This window comes from Corynebacterium sp. NML 120412 (assembly GCF_002285155.1).
In the GTDB taxonomy this organism is placed as follows: Bacteria; Actinomycetota; Actinomycetes; order Mycobacteriales; family Mycobacteriaceae; genus Corynebacterium; species Corynebacterium gottingense.
In genome coordinates this window covers 429,819-453,503 of sequence record NZ_NSGL01000001.1, presented here as the reverse complement: position 1 = coordinate 453,503, position 23,685 = coordinate 429,819, and the positions used below count along the sequence as shown (strand labels likewise).

General features: G+C 66.7%; 20 protein-coding genes. All 20 read left to right on the top strand.

Annotation, left to right across the window (positions count from 1 at the left end; genetic code table 11):
• The 20 genes from CKJ84_RS02015 (at position 1) to whiA (ending at position 23,563) form a co-directional block, all read left to right on the top strand.
• Positions 1-921 carry an aspartate carbamoyltransferase catalytic subunit gene (locus CKJ84_RS02015; protein ID WP_095545778.1) on the top strand — a complete coding sequence of 307 codons (921 nt, stop codon included), beginning with the start codon at positions 1-3 and terminating at the stop codon, positions 919-921.
• Positions 922-2,238 carry a dihydroorotase gene (locus CKJ84_RS02010; RefSeq protein WP_095545777.1) on the top strand — a complete coding sequence of 439 codons (1,317 nt, stop codon included), beginning with the start codon at positions 922-924 and terminating at the stop codon, positions 2,236-2,238.
• A 9-nt stretch (positions 2,239-2,247) separates the two neighbouring features.
• Positions 2,248-3,441: a glutamine-hydrolyzing carbamoyl-phosphate synthase small subunit gene (carA, locus tag CKJ84_RS02005; RefSeq protein WP_095536630.1), complete on the top strand. Its 1,194-nt coding sequence runs from the start codon at positions 2,248-2,250 to the stop codon at positions 3,439-3,441.
• Between the two features lie 33 nt (positions 3,442-3,474).
• Entirely contained in the window at positions 3,475-6,831 is a 3,357-nt protein-coding gene (carB, locus tag CKJ84_RS02000; protein WP_095545776.1) for a carbamoyl-phosphate synthase large subunit, read from the top strand.
• The gene (pyrF, locus tag CKJ84_RS01995; RefSeq protein WP_095545775.1) at positions 6,821-7,645 is read left to right on the top strand and encodes an orotidine-5'-phosphate decarboxylase; all 825 of its coding nucleotides are present in this window, start codon (positions 6,821-6,823) and stop codon (positions 7,643-7,645) included. The genes carB and pyrF overlap by 11 nt, the downstream gene beginning before the upstream one ends.
• Positions 7,646-7,947: 302 nt before the next feature.
• The gene (gene mihF, locus CKJ84_RS01990) at positions 7,948-8,271 is read left to right on the top strand and encodes an integration host factor, actinobacterial type (RefSeq protein WP_095276401.1); all 324 of its coding nucleotides are present in this window, start codon (positions 7,948-7,950) and stop codon (positions 8,269-8,271) included.
• A gap of 2 nt (positions 8,272-8,273) precedes the next feature.
• Positions 8,274-8,867, top strand: a complete 594-nt coding sequence (gene gmk, locus CKJ84_RS01985) for a guanylate kinase (protein WP_095276404.1) — start codon at positions 8,274-8,276, stop codon at positions 8,865-8,867.
• Between the two features lie 16 nt (positions 8,868-8,883).
• Positions 8,884-9,183 carry a DNA-directed RNA polymerase subunit omega gene (gene rpoZ / locus CKJ84_RS01980; RefSeq protein WP_144717015.1) on the top strand — a complete coding sequence of 100 codons (300 nt, stop codon included), beginning with the start codon at positions 8,884-8,886 and terminating at the stop codon, positions 9,181-9,183.
• A 100-nt stretch (positions 9,184-9,283) separates the two neighbouring features.
• Complete coding sequence (coaBC, locus tag CKJ84_RS01975; protein ID WP_095545774.1) at positions 9,284-10,510, top strand: bifunctional phosphopantothenoylcysteine decarboxylase/phosphopantothenate--cysteine ligase CoaBC; 1,227 nt, start codon at positions 9,284-9,286, stop codon at positions 10,508-10,510.
• Positions 10,511-10,651: 141 nt separating this feature from the next.
• Positions 10,652-11,866 (top strand): methionine adenosyltransferase, encoded by a 1,215-nt coding sequence (gene metK / locus CKJ84_RS01970; RefSeq protein WP_369801147.1) that lies wholly within the window; start codon positions 10,652-10,654, stop codon positions 11,864-11,866.
• Between the two features lie 19 nt (positions 11,867-11,885).
• Positions 11,886-13,895, top strand: coding sequence for a primosomal protein N' (locus CKJ84_RS01965; RefSeq protein WP_095545772.1), 2,010 nt, complete (start codon positions 11,886-11,888; stop codon positions 13,893-13,895).
• A 108-nt stretch (positions 13,896-14,003) separates the two neighbouring features.
• On the top strand, positions 14,004-14,936 hold the full coding sequence (gene fmt, locus CKJ84_RS01960; RefSeq protein WP_095536623.1) for a methionyl-tRNA formyltransferase: 933 nt from the start codon (positions 14,004-14,006) through the stop codon (positions 14,934-14,936).
• Positions 14,933-16,438: an RsmB/NOP family class I SAM-dependent RNA methyltransferase gene (locus CKJ84_RS01955; RefSeq protein ID WP_095545771.1), complete on the top strand. Its 1,506-nt coding sequence runs from the start codon at positions 14,933-14,935 to the stop codon at positions 16,436-16,438. The genes fmt and CKJ84_RS01955 overlap by 4 nt, the downstream gene beginning before the upstream one ends.
• Positions 16,439-16,448: 10 nt before the next feature.
• Entirely contained in the window at positions 16,449-17,126 is a 678-nt protein-coding gene (gene rpe / locus CKJ84_RS01950) for a ribulose-phosphate 3-epimerase (protein ID WP_095545770.1), read from the top strand.
• Positions 17,127-17,251: 125 nt separating this feature from the next.
• Positions 17,252-17,737 (top strand): 6,7-dimethyl-8-ribityllumazine synthase, encoded by a 486-nt coding sequence (gene ribH / locus CKJ84_RS01945; protein ID WP_095536189.1) that lies wholly within the window; start codon positions 17,252-17,254, stop codon positions 17,735-17,737.
• 78 nt (positions 17,738-17,815) lie between these two features.
• Positions 17,816-18,349, top strand: a complete 534-nt coding sequence (locus CKJ84_RS01940) for a PH domain-containing protein (RefSeq protein ID WP_095545769.1) — start codon at positions 17,816-17,818, stop codon at positions 18,347-18,349.
• A gap of 36 nt (positions 18,350-18,385) precedes the next feature.
• The gene (gene uvrC, locus CKJ84_RS01935) at positions 18,386-20,458 is read left to right on the top strand and encodes an excinuclease ABC subunit UvrC (protein ID WP_095545768.1); all 2,073 of its coding nucleotides are present in this window, start codon (positions 18,386-18,388) and stop codon (positions 20,456-20,458) included.
• A gap of 65 nt (positions 20,459-20,523) precedes the next feature.
• The gene (gene rapZ, locus CKJ84_RS01930) at positions 20,524-21,405 is read left to right on the top strand and encodes an RNase adapter RapZ (RefSeq protein ID WP_095276437.1); all 882 of its coding nucleotides are present in this window, start codon (positions 20,524-20,526) and stop codon (positions 21,403-21,405) included.
• Between the two features lie 94 nt (positions 21,406-21,499).
• Complete coding sequence (gene yvcK / locus CKJ84_RS01925; RefSeq protein WP_095545767.1) at positions 21,500-22,474, top strand: uridine diphosphate-N-acetylglucosamine-binding protein YvcK; 975 nt, start codon at positions 21,500-21,502, stop codon at positions 22,472-22,474.
• A gap of 78 nt (positions 22,475-22,552) precedes the next feature.
• Positions 22,553-23,563 (top strand): DNA-binding protein WhiA, encoded by a 1,011-nt coding sequence (whiA, locus tag CKJ84_RS01920; RefSeq protein WP_095545766.1) that lies wholly within the window; start codon positions 22,553-22,555, stop codon positions 23,561-23,563.
• Positions 23,564-23,685: the final 122 nt, after the last annotated feature.

The following is a 23,685-nucleotide window of genomic DNA, read 5'->3' as shown; positions in this document are numbered from 1 at the left end:
ATGAAACACTTCGTTGACATCGCGGATCTCACCCGCGACGACGCCATCGCGATCATGGATGAGGCCGACCGTTTCAAGGAAGCCCTGGACGGCCGCGACATCAAGAAGTTGCCCACACTTCGTGGGCGCACCATCTTCACCCTGTTCTACGAGAACTCCACCCGCACGCGTTCCTCGTTTGAGACCGCGGGCAAGTGGATGAGCGCGGACGTGATTAACATTTCCGCTTCCAGCTCCTCGGTGAAGAAGGGCGAGTCCCTCAAAGACACGGCGCTCACGGTGCAGTCGGTCGGCGCCGATGCCATCATCATGCGCCACTCCGCATCCGGTGCCGCGAAGCTGCTTACGCAGTGGCTGCCGGAGACCAGCATCATCAACGCCGGCGACGGCAAGCACCAGCACCCGACCCAGGCCCTGCTGGACGCGGTGACCATGCGCCAGCGCATCGGCGAGATCGCCGGGCGCAAGGTGGTCATCGTGGGCGACATCGTGCACTCGCGCGTGGTCCGCTCCAACGTTGACCTGCTCACGCTGCTCGGCGCGGAGGTCGTGCTGGTCGCGCCGCCAACCCTGCTGCCCACCGGGGTCGAGCACTGGCCAGCGCGCGTGGCCTACGACTTGGACGCGGAGATTGCGGACGCGGACGTGGTAATGATGCTCCGCGTGCAGGCCGAGCGCATGCACGGCGGCTTCTTCCCCTCGCACCGCGAGTACGCCTCGCTGTACGGGCTGAGCGCGGCTCGCGCGGACCGCATGAAGGACGGCGCGATCATCATGCACCCGGGCCCGATGTTGCGCGGAATGGAAATCAATTTTGCTGTTGCGGAGCGCCAGAACACGGCGGTGTTGCAGCAGGTAACCAACGGTGTCTACACGCGCATGGCCGTGCTGTTTACGCTGCTTGCGGGAGAGGAAAAGTAAATGGCAAAGATTCTGCTGAAGAACGTGCGCCCGTACGGCGAGGACGAGGTGCAGGTGCTTATCGACGGCGGCGTGATCACCGCCATCGGCACCGAACTCGACGTCAACGACGCCGAGAGCGTCAAGGACGCCGAGGTCATCGACGCGCAGGGGAAGGTGCTGCTGCCGGGCCTGGTGGACATGCACGTCCACTTGCGCGAGCCGGGCCGCGAGGACACCGAGACCATCGCCACCGGCTCGGACGCCGCCGCGAAGGGTGGGTTCACCGCCGTGTTCACCATGGCGAACACCAGCCCGGTGATTGATCAGCCGTTTTTGGCTGACGCCGTGTGGGAAAAGGGCCAGGCCTACGGGAAGTGCGACGTGTACCCGGTTGGCGCGATCACGCAGGGGCTTCAAGGTGAGCAGCTCAGCGAGATCGGCCTGATGAGCCGCGGCCACGTGCGGATGTTTTCCGACGACGGCAAGTGCGTCAACAACCCGCAGGTGATGCGCCGCGCGGTGGAGTACGCGAAGGCGTACGACGTCCTGCTGGCTCAGCACGCCGAGGACCACCGCATGACCGCGGACTCGGTCGCGCACGAGGGCGAGGTGGCCGCACGGCTCGGGTTGGGCGGCTGGCCGCGCGTCGCCGAGGAATCGGTGGTGGCACGCGACGTGATCATGTCGCGCGACTACGGCGGGCGCCTGCACATCTGCCACGCCTCGACCGAGGGCACCGTGGAACTGCTGCGGTGGGCGAAGTCCCAGGGCATCGCGGTAAGCGCCGAGGTTACCCCGCACCACCTGCTCCTCACGGACGAGAAGCTGGAAACCTACGACGGCGTCTTCCGCGTCAACCCGCCGCTTCGCGAGTCCCGCGACACGGTCGCGCTGCGCGACGCGCTGCTCGACGGCACCGTGGACGTCGTGGCCACTGACCACGCGCCGCACGGCTCCGAGGACAAGTGCGTGGAGTTCGAACACGCGAAGCCGGGCATGCTCGGGCTGGAGACCTCGCTGGCCATCATTGCCAAGGTCTTCGTCGAATCCGGCCTGGCAGATTGGCGCTTCGTGGCCAAGGTAATGAGCGAGCGCCCCGCGGAGATCCTGCGCCTGGCCGACCAGGGCCGGCCGATTGCGGAGGGCGAGCCCGCCAACCTGGTGCTCGTGGACCCGGGTGCCGCGTGGACCGTACACGGCGACGAGCTCCGCTCGAAGGCCTCGAACACGCCCTACGAAGGCACCGAGTTTTCCACTAGCGTGGCACTGACGCTGCTGCGCGGCGAGGTGACCTACCGCGCCACCCCAAGCGACACCACAACCAGCACGAAGTAAGGAACCACCATGACTGAATCTCGAATCCCTGCGGCACTCGTGCTCGGAGACGGCAACGTCTACCGCGGAACCGCCTTTGGCGCCGTCTCGGCTGATTGCGACTCGCAGGACTCCGCGACGAGCGAGCCGGTGTACGGCGAAGCCGTCTTCACCACTGGCATGAGCGGCTACCAGGAGACGATGACGGACCCGTCCTACCACCGCCAGATCGTCGTGATGACGGCACCGCAGATTGGCAATACCGGCTGGAACGACGAGGACAATGAGTCCCGCGGCAACCGCATCTGGGTTGCAGGTCTGATCATCCGCGACCTGTCCAAGCGGGTCTCCAGCTGGCGCGCGGAGCGTTCGCTGGAAGAGGAGATGCGCAACCAGGGCATCGTGGGCATCAGCGGCATTGACACCCGCTCCGTGGTGCGCCACCTGCGCAATTTCGGTTCCATTCCGGCTGGCATTTTTGTGGGGGAGGACGCCGCACAGAGCGTCGATAAGCTTGTGGCGCTGGTGAACGAGCAGCCGAGCATGGCTGGAGCCGACCTGTCCGCCGAGGTCAGCGCGGACGAGCCGTATACGGTCAAGGCGCAAGGGGAGAAGCGCTTCACCGTCGTGGCGTACGACATGGGCGTGAAGACGGCGACCCCGAACCACCTGGCCAAGCGCGGGGTGGAGACCATCGTCGTGCCTGCGAACACTCCCTTTGAGGAGATCACTCAGTACAACCCGGACGGCGTATTCATCTCCAACGGTCCGGGCGACCCGGCGACCGCCGATGAGATGGTGGACATCACCCGCAAGGTCCTCGAACAGAAGCTGCCGCTGTTTGGCATCTGCTTTGGCAACCAGATCCTCGGCCGCGCGCTGGGGCTGGAGACCTTCAAGATGAAGTTCGGCCACCGCGGCATCAACGTGCCGGTGAAGAACCACCTGACCGGCAAGATCGACATCACCTCGCAGAACCACGGCTTCGCGCTGAAGGCGCCGGACGGCGTTGGCGTGGGCGAGAAGTTCGACACCGACTTCGGCCCGGCCGTGGTGTCGCACACCTGCCTGAACGACGACACCGTGGAGGGCGTCGCGCTGGAAAACGGCATGGCGTACTCGGTGCAGTTCCACCCGGAGTCTGCCGCCGGACCGCACGACGCGAACCCGCTGTTTGATCAGTTCATCGAGCTCATGCAGCAGCACAGCCCGAACGCACAGTAACCAGGAACCAGGAAACACAAGGGAGAATTCACGATGAAACGCAACGACATCAACCACGTCCTGGTTATCGGTTCCGGGCCAATCGTCATCGGTCAAGCCTGCGAGTTTGACTACTCGGGTACCCAGGCGTGCCGCGTGCTCAAGGAGGAGGGTCTGCGCGTGACCCTCATCAACTCCAACCCGGCCACCATCATGACCGACCCGGAGTTCGCCGACCACACCTACGTCGAGCCGATCGAGCCCGAATACATTGACAAGATCCTCGCCCGCGAGGCCGAGCAGGGCAACCCGGTGGACGCCATCCTGGCAACCCTCGGCGGCCAGACCGCCCTCAACGCTGCGATCCAGCTGGACCGCCAGGGCATCCTGGCCAAGCACGGCGTGGAGCTCATCGGCGCAAATATTGACGCCATCGAGCGCGGCGAAGACCGCCAGAAGTTCAAGGACATCGTTGCCAAAATCGGCGGCGAGTCTGCGCGCTCCCGAGTCTGCTTCAACATGGACGAGGTCCACGAGACCGTCGCCGAGCTGGGACTGCCCGTCGTCGTGCGCCCGTCCTTCACCATGGGTGGACTCGGCTCCGGCCTGGCGTTTTCCATGGAGGACCTGGACCGCATCGCCGGTGGCGGCCTAGAGGCCAGCCCGGAGGCCAACGTGCTCATCGAGGAATCCATCCTCGGCTGGAAGGAGTACGAGCTGGAGCTCATGCGCGACGGCGACGACAACGTCGTGGTCATCGCGTCCATTGAAAACGTTGACGCGCTCGGCGTGCACACCGGCGATTCCGTGACCGTGGCGCCCGCGCTGACGCTCACCGACCGCGAGTACCAGACCATGCGCAACCAGGGCATCGCGATCATCCGCGAGGTCGGCGTGGACACCGGCGGCTGCAATATTCAGTTCGCGGTCAACCCGGATGACGGCCGCATCATCACCATCGAGATGAACCCCCGCGTCTCGCGCTCGTCCGCACTGGCGTCGAAAGCCACTGGCTTCCCGATTGCAAAGATCGCCTCGCTGCTGGCCATCGGCTACACCCTCGACGAGATCACCAACGACATCACCGGCGAGACCCCGGCGGCGTTCGAGCCGACCCTGGACTACGTCATTGCCAAGATGCCGCGCTTTGCGTTTGAGAAGTTCCCGGGTAGCGATGACACCCTCGGCACCTCCATGAAGGCGGTCGGCGAGGCCATGGGCATTGGCCGCAACTACATTCAGAGCCTGAACAAGGTCATGCGCTCGATGGAGGACAAGCCGAACGGTTTCTGGACCAGGCCCGACGAGTATTTCGCGGAAGGCCGTGAGCAGGACCTCAACGCCGTGCTGGATGACCTGAAGACGCCGACGGACAAGCGCATGTACGACGTCGAGCTGGCACTGCGCCTCGGCGCGTCGATCGAGCTCGTGCACGAGGCCAGCGGTATCGACCCCTGGTTCCTCGCCGAGCTGCAGGCGCTCGTGGACTTCAGAAGCACGCTTGCCGACGCCCCCGTGCTCGACGCCGACCTCCTCCGCGAGGCCAAGACGTACGGGCTGTCCGACGCCCAGATCGCCGCGCTGCGCCCGGAGCTGGCCGGCGAGGACGGCGTGCGCTCCCTGCGCTGGTCGCTGAACATCCACCCAGTGTTCAAGACTGTGGACACCTGCGCGGGTGAGTTCGAGGCGCAGACGCCGTATCACTACTCGGCCTACGAGATGGACCCGAACGCGGAGTCCGAGGTCGCCGAGACCGGCCGCGAGAAGGTCATCATCCTCGGTTCTGGCCCCAACCGCATCGGCCAGGGCATTGAGTTCGACTACTCGTGCGTGCACGCGGCCCTTGAGCTGTCGCGCATTGGCTACGAGACGGTGATGGTCAACTGCAACCCGGAGACCGTCTCCACCGACTACGACACCGCAGACCGCCTCTACTTCGAGCCGCTGACGTTCGAGGACGTCATGGAGATCTACCGCGCCGAGCAGGCGTCCGGCACGGTGGCTGGCGTGATTGTCCAGCTTGGTGGCCAGACCCCGCTGGGCCTGGCGCAGCGGCTTGCCGACGCCGGTGTGCCCGTCGTGGGCACCAGCCCGGAAGCCATCGACCTGGCGGAGGACCGCGGCGAGTTCGGCGACGTGCTTACCGCAGCGAACTTGCCGGCACCGGCCTACGGCACGGCCACGTCCTTCGATGAGGCCCGCGAGGTGGCCAACGGCATTGGCTACCCGGTGCTCGTGCGCCCCTCCTACGTGCTGGGCGGCCGCGGCATGGAGATCGTTTACGACGAGGCGAGCCTGCACGACTACATTGAGCGCGCCACCGAGCTGTCGCCGGACCACCCGGTGCTAGTGGACCGCTTCCTGGACTCCGCGATCGAGATCGACGTGGACGTGCTGTGCGACGGCGACGAGGTCTACCTCGGCGGCGTCATGGAGCACATCGAGGAGGCGGGCATCCACTCCGGCGACTCCGGTTGCGCGCTGCCGCCGATGACACTCGGCCCGGACGACATTGCCAAGGTGCGCCGCTCCGCGGAGGCGCTGGCGCACGGGATCGGTGTCAAGGGCCTGATGAACGTGCAGTTCGCGCTGAAGGACGACATCCTCTACGTCATCGAGGCAAACCCGCGCGCCTCGCGCACCGTCCCGTTCGTGTCGAAGGCGACGGGCGTGCACCTGGCCAAGGCCGCGTCGCGCATCATGATGGGCGCCTCCATCGCGCAGCTGCGCGAGGAGGGCCTGATCCCGTCGGACTACGACGGCGGCTCCCTCCCGCTGGAGCACCCGATCGCGGTGAAGGAGGCGGTCCTCCCGTTCACGCGCTTCCGTCGCCCAGACGGCTCGCTGCTGGATACCATCCTTGGCCCGGAGATGAAGTCCACGGGCGAGGTGATGGGCCTTGCCCCGTCCTTCGGCGTGGCGTACGCGAAGGCGGAGACCGCAGCGTTTGGCGCCTTGCCCACCGAGGGGACTGTCTTCGTCTCGGTGGCCAACCGCGACAAGCGCACCCTCATCTTCCCGATCCAGCGCCTGTACACCATGGGCTTCAAGGTGGTGGCTACGGCCGGCACCGCCCAGATGCTGCGCCGCAACGGCATCGAGTGCGAGGTCGCCCAGAAGGCCTCCGAGGTGCGCGAGGGCGGCGAGGGGACCTCGATTGTGGACCGCATTAACGACGGCGAGATCGACCTGATCCTCAACACCCCGGCCGGTTCCTCCGGCGCCCGCCACGACGGGTACGACATCCGCGCGGCGGCCGTCGTCGCTGGCGTGCCGATCATGACCACGGTGCAGGGCGTGACCGCGGCCGTGCAGGGCATCGAGGCGATCCGGGACAACGAGATCACCGTGATGAGCCTGCAGGAGCTCGAGCACGCAGCCAAGGAAGAGGCGAGCGCCGATGCCGAGTAGCGCCCCGCAGCCCGGGTTCGGCGGACGTCTCGTCGCCGCGGGCGAGCGCCACGGTCGGCTGTGCGTCGGCATCGACCCGCACGCCGCGCTGCTTAAGCAGTGGGGCCTCCCAGATTCCGTCGACGGCTTGCGCCGCTTCGCGGAGATCTGCGTCGAGGCGTTCGCCGGGCACGTCGCCCTGGTGAAGCCGCAGGTCGCGTTCTTTGAGCGCTTCGGCGCGCGCGGCTTTGCGGTCCTGGAGGAGACGCTGGCGTCACTGCGCGAGCGCGGCACCCTCTCGGTGGCGGATGCGAAGCGCGGCGACATCGGCTCGACCATGGCCGGCTACGCGGCCGCCTGGCTGGAGCCGGGCGCTCCGCTGGAGGCCGACGCGGTCACGCTGACGCCATACCTCGGCGTCGGCTCGCTGGAGCCCGCCATCGAGTTGGCCGGCGAGCACGGCAAGGGCGTGTTCATCATGGCCGCGAACTCAAACCCGGAGGCGGAGGCGTTCCAGAGCTCGCTTATCGACGACCGCACGATCGCCCAGTACATGGTCGACGGGTGCGCGGCGTACAACGGCGATGCCGAATCCGGAATCGGTCACGTTGGGGTCGTGGTGGGCGCGACCGTCGGCAAGCCGCCCCTGCTTGAGCGCCTCAACGCGCCGGTGCTCATGCCCGGGGTGGGCGCGCAGGGCGCCACGATGGATGACGTGGCGCGCATCGCCGGCGCGCAGGCGCGGCTGGTGTTTCCGAACGTCTCGCGGTCCGTGCTCAGCGCTGGCCCTGACGTGGGGAAACTTCGCGACCGGGCCGGTGAGCTGGCAAAATAGGAGCTTCGCCGGGGTCGTTTGCGCTTCTGGGCAAAAACCCTGGTAGTTTAGTTCCGTCAACGCGTTGACGTGGTTAAATCCTTTGACGCATCGGGCCGCGGTTGCGGTGCGGTGGCCGGGGCACGCTCCCCGGCGCGCGTCGGCGCGGAGGATCTGACCCAGTGCTACACTTAGCCAGAACTGAGAGTTGCACGGATGGCATTCGGGCTGTTGAACGGCCCTGTGGATTCGTGTGGTGGTCTCGGCTTGACGGCTTCGGTAGAACTGGACCGATACGTACTACTACACACATGGAGGAACCAGTGGCACTTCCACAGTTGACTGATGAGCAGCGTAAGGCAGCACTTGCAAAGGCAGCCGAGGCACGTAAGCAGCGCGCAGAGCTGAAGGCTTCGCTGAAGCGCGGCGACACCGACCTCAAGGACGTGCTGGACAAGGCTGAGTCCGACGAGATCATTGGTAAGACCAAGGTCTCCGCACTGCTCGAGGCGATGCCGAAGGTGGGCAAGGTCAAGGCCCGCGAGATCATGGAAGAGCTGGAAATCGCACAGACCCGCCGTCTGCGCGGCCTGGGCGAGCGTCAGCGTCGCGCCCTGCTGGAGCGTTTCGGCTTCTCCGAGGACTAGAGATGGCTGAGACAGCGCCGCGTGGGAGCCTGGTCGTCCTGGCCGGGCCCTCCGCTGTAGGGAAATCGACAGTGGTGCGGCGGCTTGTCAGCGACGTCCCGGATCTTTACTTCTCCGTCTCGATGACCACCAGGGCACCCCGCCCGGGCGAGGTCGACGGGGAGGACTACTTCTTCGTCAGCGCTGATGAATTCCAGCGCCGGATTGACGCGGGGGAGATGCTGGAGTGGGCCGACATTCACGGCGGTCTGCAGCGTTCCGGCACCCCGTCCGGTCCGGTCCGTGAGGCCCTCTCGGCCGGTCGCCCCGTGCTCGTGGAGGTTGACCTCGCCGGGGCTCGCAACATCAAGCAGTTGATGCCGGAGGCAAGAACGGTGTTCCTTGCCCCGCCGTCGTGGGAGATTCTGGTGCAGCGCCTGTCCGGGCGTGGCACCGAGACCGAGGACGTGATTCAGCGTCGTCTCACCACGGCTCGTGAAGAGCTCAACGCTCAGGATGAGTTTGATAGCGTTGTGGTCAACGATGACGTGGATTCGGCCGTCGCGGCAATTGCCAGCATCCTGATGAACACATCGAACAACAACACAAGCGAGTAGGTTTTTAGTGAGCAACATTACTGAGGAACCGTCGCAGGCAGCCCCGGAAGCTACCGAGGACAAGTCCTACGACGCACCCGAGGGCATTACTGCGCCTCCGATTGATGAGCTGCTGACCAAGGTGTCGTCCAAGTACGCACTGGTTATCTTCGCCGCGAAGCGCGCACGCCAGATCAACAGCTTCTACCAGGATTCCGAGGACGGCGTATTTGAGTTCGTCGGCCCGCTGGTCACCCCGGAAGCGGGGGAGAAGCCGCTGTCCATCGCGCTGCGTGAGATCCAGGCTGGTCTCCTCGAGCACGAAGAGGGCCAGTAACGCCTCGGCGGCACCGCGTCGCCTGAGACATCGAATCGGCACCACCGAGTAAGCCTGCATTGGGCTTGCGGGTGGTGCCGTTTGCGTAGACTAGGCCACCATGAGTCAACGCAACGTAGTCGTCGGCGTCGCCGGCGGTATCGCCGCATACAAAGCCTGCCACCTGATCAGAGACTTCAAAGAGGCGGGGGATGACGTCCGCGTGGTCCCGACCGCCAACGCGCTCAAATTCGTCGGCGCCGCCACGTTCGAGGCGCTGTCCGGACACCCGGTGGACACCGGTGTTTTCGAGCGGGTCGATGAGGTGCAGCACGTTCGCATTGGTCAGGAGGCTGACCTGATTGTGGTGGCCCCGGCGACGGCGGACGTGATCGCGCGCATTGCAGGGGGGCGCGCAGACGACCTCCTGACCGCGACGGTGCTCGTGGCCACGTGCCCCGTCGTCGTGGCACCGGCGATGCACACGGAGATGTGGCACAACGGTGCCACGCAAGCGAACGTGGCCACGCTACGCAGCCGCGGGGTGACGGTCCTGGAGCCCGCGCACGGGCGGCTGACCGGGAAGGACTCTGGCCCCGGCCGGTTGCTCGAGCCGCAGGCGATTGCGGAGCTCGCGCGCACGGTCGCCACGACCGGGCCGCTGGGCCGCCCGCTGGAGGGCAAGCGCGTGCTGGTCAGCGCCGGGGGCACGCAGGAAAACATCGACCCGGTCCGGTACGTGGGCAATCGGTCCTCCGGGCGCCAGGGCTTTGCGCTGGCCGATATTGCCGCGCACAAGGGGGCGCAGGTCACTGTGGTTGCGGGAAACACGGAGGCGCTGGAGACCCCGGCTGGTGCAGACGTGGTACGGGTGACCTCGACCCGCGACATGGAGCGCGAGATGCGCTCGCGTGCTCCCGAGGCGGATGTGGTGATCATGGCCGCCGCCGTGGCGGACTATCGCCCGGCGCACGAGGCGACCTCGAAGCTGAAGAAGGGACAGGCGGATGCGTCGCTAGAGCGCATCGAGCTGGTAGAAAACCCGGACATTCTGCGTGGGCTCGTTGACATGCGTGACAACGGGGAGACGACGGCGGCGATTATGGGGTTCGCGGCTGAGACAGATAACGCGCTGGAGTATGGCAAGGCAAAGCTGGCACGCAAGGGTGCGGACCTCCTGATGGTCAACGACGTCTCGGGCGGCAAGGTGTTTGGGCAAGCCCGGAACTCGGGGTGGTTGCTGTCGCGCGACGGCGGGGTCGCCACGATTGAGGACGGCACCAAGCACGAGGTCGCGGCGCAGATCTGGAGCGCGATTGAGGCCGCGGGGCACGACACGGAAGCATAACGTTGCCAGTTTAGACAGCTTGGTCTATCGTGGTGTTCGTTGGCGTGGGGCGAGGTGGCGTCGATAAGCGTTCGCCCCACTCGCGCTTCGCCCGCACGGCGATGAGATACGAAACAGTGCTGCACTGAAAGCGAGACCATTTTGTCTACTGATCCTTACTACCGTTTGTTCACCAGCGAGTCGGTGACCGAGGGCCACCCCGATAAGATCTGCGATGCCATCTCGGATGCCATCCTGGATGACATGCTCGCGCAGGATCCGGCAGCGCGCGTGGCTGTAGAGACCCTGGTCACCACCGGACAGGTGCACGTGGTCGGCGAGGTCAACACGACGGCGTACTCCAACATTGCGAAGATCGTGCGCGACAAGCTGGTCGGCATCGGCTTTACGTCGTCCGAGGTGGGGTTCGACGGGCGTACGTGCGGCGTCAACATCGCGATCGGTGACCAGTCGCTGGAGATTTCGGAGGGCGTGTCGACCTCGCAGGAGGTCCGCGAGCAGTCCTCCGCGGAGGCGGACGATCAGGCCGGTGCCGGCGACCAGGGCCTCATGTTTGGGTACGCCACGAATGAAACGCCGGAGTACATGCCGCTTCCCATTTCCACCGCGCACCGCCTTGCGCGGAGGCTCACCGAGGTGCGCAAGCTGGGCAAAGTGGTGGGCCTGCGCCCCGACGGCAAGACCCAGGTCACCTTCGCCTACGACGGCAACACCCCCGTCGCGCTGGACACCGTGGTGATTTCTACGCAGCACGACCCGGACTTCACCGGCGATGCGCTGCGCAACGCTCTGCGTACCGAGGTGCTCGAGTGGGTAGTCAAGGACGCCGGTTTGGAGCAGTACTACACGCCGGACACGAAGCTGCTGGTGAACCCGTCCGGCTCGTTTGTGCTCGGCGGCCCGATGGGGGACGCCGGGCTGACCGGCCGCAAGATCATCGTGGACACCTACGGCGGCATGGCCCGCCACGGCGGCGGCGCGTTCTCGGGCAAGGACCCCTCAAAGGTGGACCGCTCGGCCGCGTACGCAATGCGCTGGGTGGCCAAGAACATCGTCGCCGCGGGCCTGGCAGAGCGCGTCGAGGTCCAGGTGGCGTACGCCATTGGTCGCGCCACCCCGGTGGGCCTGTACGTGGAGACCTTCGGCACCGCCGCCGAGGGCCAGACGGATGCCACGATCCAGCAGGCCGTGGAGAAGGTCTTTGATCTCCGACCTGCCGCGATCATCCGCGAGCTTGACCTGCTGCGCCCGATCTACGCCCAAACCGCAGCGTACGGGCACTTCGGCCGCACCGATGTGGAGCTGCCGTGGGAGCAGTTGAACAAGGCGGAGGAGCTCAAGGCCGCCGCCAACTAGTGCGCTAAACTCGGGCACCATGTCGTCGTCGCCCGCAACCCAGTACCCCGTCGCGCGGGTGCTGCCGATGTTGGGCCTGGCGCAGCTGGACCGCCCCTTCGACTACCTGGTCACGGAGGGCGACTCCGACGCCGCGCAGCCCGGGGTGCGGGTGCGGATCCGCTTTGCGGGCCGACTAGTGGACGCGATTGTGCTCGAGCGCACTGCGGTCTCCTCGCACGAGGGGAACCTTCGCTTCATCGAGCGCGTCATCTCGCCGGAGGTCGTCGCGCCAGAGCAGTTGCGCTTGCTTATCGACGCCCTCGCGCAGCGCTACGCCGGCGTCCGCTCCGACATCTACCGCTCCGCCATCCCGGCGCGCCACGCCAAAGCCGAGGAGACCGATACGTCGACGCCCTGGGACGAGCTGGGGGAGGCGACCGAGCCAGACCTCTCTGCGTGGAGCTCCTATCAATACGGGGAGAGCTTTGTCGACGCAGTCCTGGACGGGAAACTCGCACGCGCCGCCTGGCAGGTCGTGCCTGGCGAGGACTGGGCCGCGACAGTGGGGGCGCTCGCCGCGAAGGTCGCGCTCAGCGGGGGCGGCGCGCTCGTCGTCGTGCCCGACCAACGCGACGTGGACCGGTGCGAAGCAGCGCTGCGCGAGCACGTTTCGGCGCGCCAGGTGACCACGCTCACCGCGAAGCAGGGGCCGCAGGCACGGTACTCGCGCTACCTCTCGATCTTGCACGGCCAGGGCCGGATCGTGGTGGGGACCCGCTCGGCGGCGTTTGCCCCCGTGCGCAACTTGCGGTTGATAGTGCTCATGCACGATGGGGACGAGAGCCTGGTCGACCCCCGCGCGCCCTACGCTCACGCACGCGAAGTACTCACCACCCGCTCGGCGCAGGAGCAGGTGCCGCTGATCATCGGCGGGCATGCGCGGACCGCGGAAACGCAGCTGTTTGTGGAGCGCGGTTGGATGCACGAGCTGCTCGCCCCGCGGGCGGTGCTCCGGCAGGTCAGCCCACGCATCCACGCGGCGGGGGACTCGGACGCCGCTATGGAGCGGGACCCCCGGGCGCGGCAGGCAAGGATGCCGTCGGCGGCCTTCATGGCCGCGCGCGCTGCGCTGCGCCGCGGGACGCCGGTGCTCTTCCAGGTCCCGCGCACCGGCTACATCCAGTCCCTGGCCTGCGGGCAGTGCCGCGCGCCGGCGCGCTGCAGGTGGTGCAACGGCCCGCTCGGCCTGCCCGCCGGCGGCGAGGCGTCGGCGCCGACGTGTCGGTGGTGCGGCCGCATGGACCCGGCGCACGTGTGTCCGGAGTGCGGGTCGAAACGGGTGCGCGCGATGGTGCTGGGCACCGAGCGCACGGCAGAGGAGCTTGGCAGGGCGTTCGCGCAGTTCCGGGTGCGCACATCGTGGGGCGACAAGGTCCTGGATGCCGTGCCTGCGGAGCCGGCGATCATTGTGGCCACCCCGGGGGCTGAGCCGGTTGCGGAAGGAGGCTACGGCGCGGCCGTGCTGCTGGACGTGTGGGCGCTGCTGCAGCGGCCGGACCTGCGGGCGGTGGAAGACACGTACGCCAAGTGGGCGGCCGCTGCCGCGCTCGTGCAGCCGCACGCCGACGGCGGCGAGGTTGTCGTGGTCGCGGAGCCGTCGCTCCCGGTCGTGCAGCATCTCATCCGGTGGGACGCCCGCGGGCACGCGGCACTCGAGCTGGCGCGGCGGCGGGACGCCCGCTTCCCGCCCGCGGTGCACATCGCTGTGGTGGACGCGCCGCGCAAGGCGTTGGACGACTTCTTTGGCAACGTGGAGTTGCCGGACCACGCGGAGGTGCTCGGTCCGGTCGACCTCCCGCCGGGAATCGACGTCCCGGGTGAATGGGACCGGGGCGAGTACGGCCCGGCCCAGCGGATGCTCGTGCGCTCACCGCTCCATGGCCGCGCCGCGCTAGGTTCGGCGCTCCGCACCGGACTGATCAACCGGGCGGCGCGGCGGCAGACCCTTCCCCTGCGCGTTCAGGTCAACCCGATAGACGTGGGTTAGGCGCCGCGGTGGAGCAGTAGACTGGGCGGGCAAACGCTGCCTGCGGCGCACGAGTGGTGCGGGGGCGGTGACGTCGATAAGCCCGGGCGACCGGGGGAGGAGAAAGATATGCGGCTAGTGTTCGCCGGCACCCCGGAACCAGCGGTGGTGGCGTTGCAGCGACTCATTGATTCACAGCACGAGGTCGTGGCGGTGCTCACTCGGCCCGACGCGCGGCGCGGGCGCGGCCGTACGCTGCACCCCTCGCCGGTCAAGGCGCTCGCGGTCGAGCACGGCATCGAGGTCCTGGCACCGGAGAGCTTGCGCGAAAACGAGGAGATTCGGGACCGACTCACGGCGCTGGCACCGGACGCAATCCCGGTGGTGGCGTACGGCAATCTCATCCCCGAGGACATGCTGGGCATACCGAGGCACGGGTGGGTCAACCTGCACTTTTCGCTCCTGCCACGGTGGCGCGGCGCGGCGCCGGTCCAGTCCGCGATCCTCGCGGGTGATACGGAGACGGGTGCGAGCACCTTCCGCATTGACAAAGGTCTGGACACCGGCGAGGTCCTCGGCACCATCTCCGAGACCATCAGCGCGGAGGACACCGCTGACGATCTGCTCACGCGCCTGGCCTACGCCGGCGCGGACCTCCTCGTGGACACCATGACGGGGCTCGAAAATGGCACGGTCACACCCACGCCGCAATCGGGGGAGGCCACCTACGCGCCCAAGATCGTGCCCGCAGACGCCCGCGTGGACTGGTCCGCACCCGCCGCCGACATCGACCGCGCCGTGCGCGCACACACCCCGGGACCCGGCGCGTGGACGACAGTGGGCGACGACCGTTACAAGCTGGGCCCCGTCGCGCTTACCGGCGAAGACACGCTCGCGCCCGGCGCGGTGCGAGTGGAAAAAAACCGGGTTGTCGTGGGCACTGCGACGCAGGACGTGGTGCTGGGCATGATCCAGCCGCCGGGAAAGAAGCGGATGAACGCCGCCGACTGGGGCCGCGGCCTGCAGCCGGCGCAGATTGAGCAGGGAGTGGTGTTCGCATGAGCGGAGGATTCCGATCCCGCTCGGCAGGGCGGCGCAGCCAGGAGACAGCGCGCAACCAGGAGCCCGAGCGCAAGGGGCAGAAAAACGGCCGCGGTGACCGCCGCGGCCAGGCGAGCCGGCGTGGTGGCGCCAACAAGCGGGGTCCTGCTACGCGCACCGGAGACGCGGCGCGAGAGGCGGCCTTTGACGTGCTGCTCCGTGTGAGCGAGGAAGGCGCGTACGCGAACCTGGCGCTGCCGGCGCTGCTGCGGGAGCGCAAGATCTCCGGGCGCGACGCGGCGTTTGCCACCGAGCTGACGTACGGTGCGCTGCGCACGCGGGGCGTGCTGGACGCGGTGATCGCGGAGAACTCCTCGCGTGAGCTGGATCGGATCGACCCGCGGGTGCTGGCGGCGCTTCGCCTGGGCACCTACCAGCTGCTCTACACCCGTGTGTCCTCGCACGCGGCGGTGGACACGTCGGTGCGGCTGGTCGAGGCCGCCGGCCAAGGCAAAGCGAAGGGCTTTGCCAATGGCATCCTGCGCACGATCGACCGCTCCACGCCACAGCAGTGGTTTGACCGGCTCACGCCCTCCGGCGCGCTGGAGGCGGCGGCGTTCCGCCACGCGCACCCGGCCTGGATTGCACGCTCCTTCTTCGCCGCGCTCGGGCTCGACAGCGAATCCTCGCCCGACCAGCTGGCCGAGCTGGAGCGCGCCCTCGAGTCGGATTCGGCTCGCCCCACTGTGCACCTGGTCGCCCGGCCCGGCGAGCTCTCCGCCGAGGAGCTGGCGCTGAGCATCGGTGGGGAGGAAGGGACTTACTCCCCGTACGCGGTGTACCTCGATGAGGGTGATCCCGGTCAGCTCGAGCCAGTTCGTGAGCGGCTCGCCGCCGTGCAGGACGAGGGCTCGCAGCTCATCGCACGGGCCGTCGCCGAGGTACCCGTCGAGGGAGATCAAGGCAAATGGCTTGACTTGTGCGCGGGGCCCGGCGGCAAGGCGGCGCTGATGGGCGCGCTCGCGCGCATTGACGGCGCGTCGGTCGACGCCGTGGAGAGCAGCGCGCACCGCGCCGAGCTCGTCCGCAAGGCAACCGACGGTCTCCCGGTCCGCGTTCACACCGCGGACGGCCGCGATCCTGGTCTCGCACCGGGCTACGATCGAGTGCTTGTCGACGCCCCCTGCTCCGGTCTTGGCGCGCTGCGCCGTCGCCCGGAGGCGCGCTGGACCAAGTCCGAGCGAGACATCGCCGAGCTGACCACCCTGCAGTCCGAGCTTCTTGCCTCCGCGATTCGCCTGGCGCGCCCCGGCGGCGTCATCGTGTACTCCACTTGCTCGCCGGACCTGCGGGAGACGCGCGGTGTGGTCGACGCGGCGCTGGGTGACGGCGGGGTTGAGGAACTCGACGCCGCCGAGTTCGCCTGCGGCATGGAGCACACAGGCGAATTTCCGAGCGTGCAGATGTGGCCACACCGGCACGGCACCGACGCGATGTTCTTCGCGGTCCTGCGCAAGAAGTAGGCTTGGAGGCATGATCTACATCGCCCCCTCCATCCTGGCCGCCGACTACGCCAATCTTGGCGCGGACGTGCGGAAAGTCCCCTCGGCAGACCTGCTCCACGTGGACATCATGGACGGTCATTTCGTGCCCAACCTCTCGTTCGGTCCGGACGTGACCAAAGCCGTCAACGGTGTCACCGACCAGTTCCTGGACATGCACCTGATGATCGAGGAGCCGGAGCGGTGGTTCGCCACCTACGTCGAAGCGGGCGGCGACCGGCTGGTTTTTCACGTGGAGGCGACCAGGGACCACGTTGCCGCGGCGCGCCAGTGCCGTGAGCTCGGCGTCCAGGCTGGCTTTGCCGTCAAGCCTGGCACCCCGATCGAGCCGTACCTCGACTCGGTGTCGGAGTTTGATCAGGTCATGGTGATGAGCGTGGAGCCCGGCTTCGGCGGGCAGAAGTTTATGCCCGAGGTGTTGCGCAAGGTGATGACGTTGCGCGACCACATTGCCGCGGAGGGCTTGGACACCATCATCGGCATCGACGGCGGGATCGGCAACGCGACCATCGCCCAAGCCGCGGAGGCTGGCGTCGACGCGTTCGTCGCGGGCTCGGCCGTGTTCGGCGCCGACGATCCTGCGCAGGCGGTGGAGCGACTGCGCGAATTGGCACAGGAGGCAACCAGCGGTCCCAGTTCCGCGAGTTGACACGTATCCTGAACCCTGTCAGTCTGTCGCAAAACCCATCTCATCCCAGGGCGCGCGCGTTGCGACGGGCGCCAGCCCGGGACCTAAGCCTCGCGCAGTGCGCGCGTTGAAGGAGTGTTGTACGCATGACCGCTTCCGGTGCGCCGGAGGACTATTCCCCGAACGCTGAGGGGTACACCCTCGCCATTGTGGCGACTCGCTGGAACGCACGCATTGTGGACATGATGCGCGAGCGCGCTCGGGATACCGCGCGCGAGCTCGGGGCGAAGGCAGATGAGTACCTCGTGGATGGCGCGATGGAGCTCCCCGTGGTGACCCAGGCGTGCGCGCGCCGCTACGACGCGGTGGTCGCCCTCGGGTGCGTCATCCGCGGCAAGACGGCCCACTTCGAGGTCGTGTGCGACTCCGTAACCAGCGGCCTGACCAGGGTGTCGCTGGACGAGGGAACCCCGGTGGGCAACGGTGTGCTCACCGTCGAGGACGAGGACCAGGCCTACGAGCGCTCTGGCGGCGAGGACGCGAAGGAAGACAGGGGAGCGTTGGCCGTACGAGCCGCGCTCAGCGCCGCCGTCGAGCTGGGCAAAGTACGGGCGCTGCGCGAGCGGGACTAGTATCCGAAGGGACCCGTAGCAGGTTCCTGGTACCCCAACGCAGCACACCTATAGACGAGGCACGAAAGGGAGAAGCGAGTGTCGGAGGATACAACCCAATCGAGGAAGCTCAGCGACGAAGAACTCGCGTACCTTAACGCTCTCGACCCCCACGCGGTGACGTCGTCCAAGCCGTGGGAATTCACGGCGGAATCGCCGTTTCTCAGGCGTGTGGCCATCGTCTGGATCATCGTAGTTATGGCTGTACATATCTTTATGTCGGCCGTCGTGGACGTGAAGTTCACCGGGGTGGCCATCACCGGCGTGGACAAGTTCGCGTTCATCGGCGTCGGACTCATCATCTCCGCCTTGTCCTGGTACTTCCTGACCCGCCCTCGCGTTCGCGCTAATGAAGACGGCGTGGAGGTCTCCAACATCATCGGGACGAGGTTCTACCCCTGGCTCGTGGTCTACGGACTCTCGTTCCCCAAGGGTGCCCGCATGGCGCGCCTTGAACTCCCGGACTTTGAGTACGTCCCGCTGTGGGCCATCCAATCCGGAGACAAGGAGCGCGCGTTGCGCACCGTTGGCCAATTCCGAGAGCTTGAAGCGAAGTACATGCCGCAGGATTAACCTCCTGTCGCCGATGTGTGAAGGAGGAGCGCCCACGTGGCGAACCCGAAGGACTACCGCCCGGCCCCAGGGACCATTCCGACGGAGCCGGGAGTGTATAAGTTCCGCGACGCGAATGGTCGTGTCGTGTACGTGGGCAAGGCTAAAAGCCTTCGCGCAAGGCTGAACAACTACTTCCAGCCGCCCGAGCACCTGCACCCGCGCACCAGGCAGATGGTGTTCACCGCGGCCTCGGTGGAGTGGACCGTGGTGGCCAGCGAGGTGGAGGCGCTCCAGCTCGAGTACACGTGGATCAAGAGGTTCGATCCTTGGTTCAACGTGATGTATCGGGATGATAAGACGTACCCGATGCTCGCCGTGAGCGTGCGCGAGCGGTACCCGCGAGCCTTCTTCTATCGCGGGCCCAAGCGGAAGGGGGTGCGCTATTTCGGCCCGTATTCCCACGCGTGGGCAGTGCGCGAAACGCTTGACCTGCTCACCCGGGTGTTTCCCATCCGCACCTGTTCCAACGGCGTGTATAACCGCCACGAAACGTTGGGGCGCCCCTGCCTGCTTGGGTACATCGACAAGTGCGCCGCGCCGTGCGTGGGCCGGGTCGACGAGTCGGAATACGAAGACATCGTTGCTGGCTTTATGGGGTTTATGTCCGGCAATACGGACAAAGTCGTGCGCGATATGACTGCGCAGATGGAGTCCGCCGCGGAGTACCTCGAGTTTGAGAAGGCCGCGCGGCTTCGCGATGACCTCGGCGCCGTCAAAAAGGTCATGGAGCGCCAAACGGTCGTGCTCAGCCCCGATACGGATGCAGACATCGTCGCCTTCGATACGGACGAATTGGAAGCCGCGGTGCAGATCTTCAATGTCCGCGGCGGCCGCATCCGCTCGCAGCGCGGCTGGGTGGTGGAGAAGTCTGGCGACGAGCCCGGCTCCGCGGAGCGCCTCGACGGGGATGGGCCAGATCCTGCGCTGCCCGTGCTCGTGCAGAACTTCCTCGTGCAGTACTACTCCGACGCGGTGGAGCGCCAAAAGCAGGAACAGGCGGAGGACGCCCGTCGGGCCGCGGAGACCATCAAACGCCGCGGCGTGGACCAGGAATCGCACGCGGAGGTGCGCTCGCCAGTTCCGGTGCCCAAGGAGATCCTCGTGTGCGCGATGCCGGACGAGGAAGAGGAAGTCACGAAGCTGCTCGAGGGCCTGCGCGGCGCACAGGTGAACATCCGCGTCCCGCAGCGCGGTGACAAGGCGGCCCTGATGGAGACCGTGCGCAAGAACGCCGCCGATGCGCTGCACCAGCACAAGCTGAAGCGGGTCGGCGACCTCACCGCCCGTTCCCAGGCGCTCCAGGACATCCAGGACGCGCTTGGCATGGAGGAGGCGCCGCTTCGGATGGAGTGCACGGATATTTCGCACATCCAGGGCACCGACGTGGTGGCTTCGCTCGTCGTGTTTGAGGATGGCCTGCCCAAGAAGCAAGATTATCGACGCTACCGCATCAAGGAAGCCGCCGGCGACGGTCACTCCAACGACGTCGGCTCGATCGCCGAGGTGACCAGCCGCCGCTTCAAGCGCTACAACGAGGACAAGCTGGCCAACCCGGACGAGGAGTCTGCCGCAGTGATGTTCGCGGAGGAAGCCTCCGAGGTGGAAACGACCAATAACAAGCGGTTCGCGTATCCGCCACAGCTGTTCATCGTTGATGGCGGCAAGCCCCAGGTCGATGCCGCGCAGGCAATTTTCGACGAGCTTGGCGTGGTCGATGTCCAACTCATCGGCCTGGCCAAGCGCCTCGAGGAAATCTGGGTCCCGGACGATGACGAGCCGGTGATCCTGCCGCGCAACTCGGAGGGCATGTATCTCCTCCAGCAGATCCGCGACGAGGCCCACCGCTTCGCCATCACGTACCACCGCCAGCAGCGCTCCAAGCGCATGCGTTCCTCCGCCCTGGACGCGATCCCTGGCCTCGGGCCCTCCCGACGGTCGGAGCTGGTCAAGCACTTTGGCAGCGTGAAGAAGATGAAAGCGGCGTCCGTCGAGCAGATCGAAGAGGTCAACGGCGTTGGGCCGAAGCTGGCCGCGACGATTTACGAGCACCTGCACAAGGGAGAATGAGCCCTCGCTGCAAATTCCTCCGCAGACTGGGACAGGCGCGGTCCGAGTTCCGTTAGGATGGCCGTATGACTCAGCACCAGGACCAACCGCTCCACCCGGTCATCATTACCGGCTTGTCCGGCGGCGGGCTTTCCACCGCTGCGAAGATTTTTGAGGACAAGGGCTACTTCGTGTCTCAGAACCTGCCCCCGCAGCTGATTCTGGAGCTGGTGGGCATGTCGACCGCGAAGGATTCCCCGGTGTCGCGTCTCGCCGTGGTGACGGACGTGCGCGCGAGGAAGTTCAACGGGTCGTTGATGAATACGATCTCGGAGATCAAGAAGCTCGGGTTCGCCCCGTTCATCCTGTACCTCGAGGCGCGTGATGACGTGCTGATCCGCAGGTTCGACTCGGTGCGGCGCACCCACCCGCTCCAGGACGGGGATACGCTGCAGCATGGCATCGAGCGTGAGCGTGAGGCGCTCGAGCCGGTGCGCGACATCGCCGACGTGATCATTGACACGACCAATCAATCGGTGCACGACCTGCGGCGTTCGATTGAGGCGTCGATAGGCGAGCTTGCGACCGGGAAGCAGCACGTCACGCTGGAATCCTTTGGGTTCAAACACGGCTCGCCGCGTGACGCGGACATCGTGCTCGACGTGCGCTTCCTCCCGAACCCATACTGGGTGCCGGAGCTGCGCGAGTTCCGTGGCGTCGACAAGCCGGTGTCGGACTACGTGCTGAGCCGGGAGGACGCGGAACCGTTCATCGACAACTTTGTGCGATTGCTCAGTAGCACGCTCGAGGGCTACCAGCACGAGGGCAAGGACTTCATCACCGTCGGGGTGGGGTGCACGGGCGGGCACCACCGGTCCGTCGCGGTCGCAGAGGAAATCGGCCGGCGGCTGCAGCAGAAGCCACGCCTGGAAGTCAACGTCTTACACCGCGACCTCTGCAGAAACTAGCGCTGCAGCGCAATCACACTGGGTGAGCGGGTCAGAGGGCCCGCCACCTTGCCGTATCCAATTCTTCATAGCTTTCCGTTGAAAGGAGACCGCGATGAGCTCGAGCGAACGCCTTGCGTTCACCTGCCTGGGTGGCGGTCATGGTCTGTACCAAACACTGCTGGCTGCGCGGCGTGCGCAAGCGACGGACATTAACGCCGTCGTGACCGTCGCCGACGACGGTGGCTCCTCCGGTCGCTTGCGCCGTGAATTCCCCATCATCCCGCCCGGGGACCTGCGCATGGCCACGGCCGCGCTCACTGCGGACGATGTGGACGGGGAGCTGTGGCGCGAGGCGCTGCAGCACCGCTTCGGGGGAAACGGTGTGATGGCGGGACACCCGCTAGGAAACCTCATGCTGGTGAGCCTCGTGGAGCGCTTCGGCGACATGCAGACCGCGCTGGACATTGTGGCGAAGTGGACGCGCTCCGCGGGCCGAGTGATCCCGATGTGCTCACAGCCGTTGGACATTGAGGCGGATGTCTCCGGGCTTGATGATGACCCCCGCGTTCTCCGCTCCGTGCGTGGCCAGGCGGCGGTGGCGTCCACCTCTGGTGCTGTCCGGCGGGTTCGCTTGCTGCCCGAGCAGCCCGCTGCTTCCGCGGAAGCCGTGGCGGCGATTCGGGATGCGGACATCGTCACCATCGGGCCAGGCTCCTGGTTTTCGTCCGTGCTCCCGCACCTCCTGGTTCCGGAGATCGTCGCTGCGCTGAACCAGACGGACGCCATGGTCGTGGTGATGCTCAACCTCCTGCCACAGGCCGGGGAGACCCCGGGCTTTAGCACGGAGCGTCATATCCACGTCCTGAGCCAACACGCGCCAGAGCTGCAGGTCGACTACCTCCTCGCGGACAACCATATCAGCCCATCCGAGGGGGAGCGCACGCATCTCCAGCGCGCCGCGGAACGGCTCGGCGCAAAAATCGCATTCCGTGACGTCCACCAGCCCGTGCCGGAGGGCAAGCAGGCCGAGAAGCACGACCCGGACAAGTTGGCAACGGCAATTTTGGAGTTGTACCGGGCACGCTAGAATCAGGCGTCGGTACACCTGGCCCCGGTGCGAAGCGAGAGGCCTGCGAGACATCAACTGCGAAGGGAAAGGACCACGGTGGCGCTGACCGCGAAAGTCAAAGATGAGCTGCTGAGCGTACGCGCCACCCAGGCAAGCGCGCAGATTGCGGAAGCAACGGCGATGATCCGGTACGCCGGAACGTACGAGCAGACGCCACACGGTACGGTCCTGCGCGTTGAACTTGCCGAGCACCCCGTCGCCGAGCGACTGCAGCAGTTGCTTGACGGGACTACCGGTGTCGCGACCACGCTCGAGGTCATCGCCCCCGGCTCCGCGAGCAAGGAACGCAAGTGCGTGGTGACCGTTTCCGAGGGGTTGCGCGAGGTCGTACGGAAGCTCCGCTTGATCACGGCCTCCGGGCATCCCGTGGAAGGGATGCCGCACACCATCATCTCCGGCCCGATCGCGGATGTGGAGGCTGCTTGGCGCGGGGCGTTCCTTGCCCGCGGCTCGCTCACTGAGCCAGGGCGCACCGCGGCGCTCGAGGTGGCGTGCCCTGAGGAAACTGCCGCCTTGGCACTCGTCGGGTTGGGGCACCGGCTTGACGTGGCGACGCGGACGAAAGAAACGCGTGGCATCGAGCGAGTCTTCGTCCGCGACGGGGAGACGATCGCCATCCTGCTGAGCAGGATGGGCGCACCGCTCGCGCGCCTGGAGTGGGACGAAAAGCGCAAGCGGAAGCAGCTGCGCGCGCGATCGGGGCAGCGGCTGGCAACGTTCGACGACGCGAACACGCGCAGGTCCGCACAGGCGGCGGCCGCGGCCGCGCGCCGCGTGGAGCGCGCGATGGAGATCCTGGGCGACAACGTGCCCGAGCACCTCGCGGAGGCGGGGTATCTTCGTGTGGAGCACCGCCACGCCTCGCTCGAGGAGCTGGGCAAGCTCGCGGATCCGCAGATGACCAAGGACGCCGTCGCAGGTCGCATCCGCCGCCTGCTCTCCCTCGCTGACAAGGAAGCGAAAGAGCTGGGAATCCCGAACACGCAGGCCGCGGTTGAGCAGGCCGAGCGCGGCGCGGCGGACGACGACGTCTCGCACGCGAAGTAAAACGACATCACAACTCGCGCACTCGTTTATTTCCGGGGGGTGTGAGATATGCCATACCCGAAAGTTGTTTCAGTATCACCTTTCTAGAGTTCGACGGGTGGAGGGGGAGCGGTCGCGTTTGC

Excerpts from the sequence above, each read along its gene's own strand:
- coaBC (WP_095545774.1), top strand. The coding sequence starts at position 9,284 with ATGAGTCAACGCAACGTAGTCGTCGGCGTCGCCGGCGGTATCGCCGCA.
- CKJ84_RS01965 (WP_095545772.1), top strand. The coding sequence starts at position 11,886 with ATGTCGTCGTCGCCCGCAACCCAGTACCCCGTCGCGCGGGTGCTGCCG.
- rapZ (WP_095276437.1), top strand. The coding sequence starts at position 20,524 with ATGACTCAGCACCAGGACCAACCGCTCCACCCGGTCATCATTACCGGC.
- fmt (WP_095536623.1), top strand. The coding sequence starts at position 14,004 with ATGCGGCTAGTGTTCGCCGGCACCCCGGAACCAGCGGTGGTGGCGTTG.
- gmk (WP_095276404.1), top strand. The coding sequence starts at position 8,274 with ATGGCTGAGACAGCGCCGCGTGGGAGCCTGGTCGTCCTGGCCGGGCCC.
- ribH (WP_095536189.1), top strand. The coding sequence starts at position 17,252 with ATGACCGCTTCCGGTGCGCCGGAGGACTATTCCCCGAACGCTGAGGGG.
- CKJ84_RS02010 (WP_095545777.1), top strand. The coding sequence starts at position 922 with ATGGCAAAGATTCTGCTGAAGAACGTGCGCCCGTACGGCGAGGACGAG.
- pyrF (WP_095545775.1), top strand. The coding sequence starts at position 6,821 with ATGCCGAGTAGCGCCCCGCAGCCCGGGTTCGGCGGACGTCTCGTCGCC.
- rpe (WP_095545770.1), top strand. The coding sequence starts at position 16,449 with ATGATCTACATCGCCCCCTCCATCCTGGCCGCCGACTACGCCAATCTT.
- CKJ84_RS02015 (WP_095545778.1), top strand. The coding sequence starts at position 1 with ATGAAACACTTCGTTGACATCGCGGATCTCACCCGCGACGACGCCATC.
- carA (WP_095536630.1), top strand. The coding sequence starts at position 2,248 with ATGACTGAATCTCGAATCCCTGCGGCACTCGTGCTCGGAGACGGCAAC.
- CKJ84_RS01955 (WP_095545771.1), top strand. The coding sequence starts at position 14,933 with ATGAGCGGAGGATTCCGATCCCGCTCGGCAGGGCGGCGCAGCCAGGAG.
- carB (WP_095545776.1), top strand. The coding sequence starts at position 3,475 with ATGAAACGCAACGACATCAACCACGTCCTGGTTATCGGTTCCGGGCCA.
- yvcK (WP_095545767.1), top strand. The coding sequence starts at position 21,500 with ATGAGCTCGAGCGAACGCCTTGCGTTCACCTGCCTGGGTGGCGGTCAT.